The sequence below is a fragment of the Streptomyces sp. NPDC059455 genome, assembly GCF_042750115.1.
Classification (GTDB): Bacteria; Actinomycetota; Actinomycetes; order Streptomycetales; family Streptomycetaceae; genus Streptomyces; species Streptomyces endocoffeicus.
Window position 1 is genome coordinate 3,085 of the sequence record NZ_JBHYVB010000384.1, and the last position, 2,053, is coordinate 5,137.

The 2,053-nt window shown below is 68.5% G+C and carries 2 protein-coding genes; one reads left to right on the top strand and one right to left on the bottom strand.

Annotated features, from left to right (window positions below):
- Positions 1 to 112: 112 nt before the first annotated feature.
- Positions 113 to 466 (bottom strand): iron-sulfur cluster insertion protein ErpA, encoded by a 354-nt coding sequence (gene erpA, locus ACFXB5_RS52485; RefSeq protein ID WP_385222944.1) that lies wholly within the window; start codon positions 464 to 466, stop codon positions 113 to 115.
- A gap of 237 nt (positions 467 to 703) precedes the next feature.
- Here erpA and nadA point away from each other — a divergent pair, with 237 nt between their 5' ends.
- Positions 704 to 1,882 (top strand): quinolinate synthase NadA, encoded by a 1,179-nt coding sequence (gene nadA, locus ACFXB5_RS52490; protein ID WP_385222947.1) that lies wholly within the window; start codon positions 704 to 706, stop codon positions 1,880 to 1,882.
- Positions 1,883 to 2,053 lie beyond the last annotated feature (171 nt).

The following is a 2,053-nucleotide window of genomic DNA, read 5'->3' on the forward strand; positions in this document are numbered from 1 at the left end:
GGTCCGGGTCCGGCGGCGTGTGTCCGCGACGGTCACCGCCCCGCGGGGGGGGGGGGGCCCCCGGGGGCCCGCCCCCTTCCGTCGTGCTGTTCGCTCCGCCGCGCCCGGGGGCTCAGCTGAAGGAGTCGCCGCAGGCGCAGGAGCCCGTGGCGTTCGGGTTGTCGATGGTGAAGCCCTGCTTCTCGATGGTGTCGACGAAGTCGATCGAGGCACCGCCCAGGTACGGGGCGCTCATGCGGTCGGTCACGACCTTCACGCCCTCGAAGTCCTTGACGACGTCGCCGTCGAGCGAACGCTCGTCGAAGAAGAGCTGGTAGCGCAGGCCGGAGCAGCCGCCGGGCTGGACGGCGACGCGCAGCGCGAGGTCGTCGCGGCCCTCCTGCTCCAGCAGGCTCTTGACCTTCGACGCGGCGGCGTCGGACAGGATGATGCCCTCGCTCGCGGTGGTCTCGTCCTGAACGGTCATCTGCTTCTCTCCCGGGTCGTACGGACTGCTTGCCGTTGGCACAAACCAACGGCGTCCCGGATTCATTCCGGGCCCAAGCGCCTATCTCCTGTTGCCCTTCATGCTCGCATACGGGCGGACACACCGGAATGCGTCACATCGACACAATGCCTCTCGTCAACGTGACGTGAAGGAGCTATGATAGATAGCGTCATTCTGACGATTAGGGTTCCCAGCGAAGAAAGAAGGGTGCGTGACGTGACCACCGCCCAGCCCCTCGACGTGCAGCCGACCCCGCTCGCTCTGCTGCTTCTCGGCCGGGAGGCCGACCCCCGGAGCGAGCGCGGCGTGGAGTGCCCGGGAGACCTCCCGGCGCCCTCCGACCCGGACCTGGTGGCACGCGCCCGCGCGGCCAAGGAGAAGCTCGGGGACAAGGTCTTCGTGCTCGGCCACCACTACCAGCGCGACGAGGTCATCGAGTTCGCTGATGTCACCGGAGACTCCTTCAAGCTCGCCCGGGACGCGGCCGCGCGGCCGGACGCCGAGTACATCGTCTTCTGCGGTGTGCACTTCATGGCCGAGTCCGCCGACATCCTCACAGGCGACGCCCAGCAGGTAGTTCTCCCCGATCTGGCGGCCGGCTGCTCGATGGCCGACATGGCCACGGCCGAGCAGGTCGCCGAGTGCTGGGAGGTGCTCACCGAGGCCGGTGTGGCGGATGTGACGGTGCCCGTCTCGTACATGAACTCCTCCGCCGACATCAAGGCGTTCACCGGTCGCCACGGCGGCACGATCTGCACCTCCTCCAATGCCCAGCGGGCGCTGGAGTGGGCGTTCCAGCAGGGCCAGAAGGTGCTGTTCCTGCCCGATCAGCACCTGGGGCGCAATACGGCGGTCCGCGACATGGGCATGTCGCTGGACGACTGCGTCGTCTACAACCCGCACAAGCCGAACGGCGGGCTCACCCCCGAGCAGCTGCGCGCCGCCACGATGATCCTGTGGCGCGGCCACTGCTCGGTGCACGGCCGCTTCTCACTGGACTCGGTCAACGATGTGCGCGAGCGCATACCGGGCGTGAACGTGCTGGTGCACCCCGAGTGCAAGCACGAGGTCGTGACGGCGGCCGACTACGTGGGCTCGACCGAGTACATCATCAAGGCCCTGGAGGCCGCCCCCGCCGGATCGAAGTGGGCGATCGGCACCGAGCTGAACCTCGTACGGCGCCTGGCCAATCGCTTCGCCGACCAGGGCAAGGAGATCGCCTTCCTCGACAAGACGGTCTGCTTCTGCTCGACCATGAACCGGATCGATCTGCCGCATCTGGTGTGGGCGCTGGAGTCGCTGGTGGCCGGCAAGGTGGTCAACCGCATCCAGGTCGACAAGGAGACCGAGCACTTCGCCAAGCTGGCGCTGGAGCGGATGTTGGCGCTGCCGTAGGCAGCGTTGCTCGGCGATGGGGGGCGGCGCATACCCGCGGCTTTGCCGACGCACGCTACGGGGTGTCCGGCGGATCGTGACGCCTGCGGCGGGCTGCTTTCCCCTCCCCGCCCCTTCCCACAACTGGGGCTCTGCCCCAGACCCCCGGGGGTGGGGGAGTGACCCGGGTGC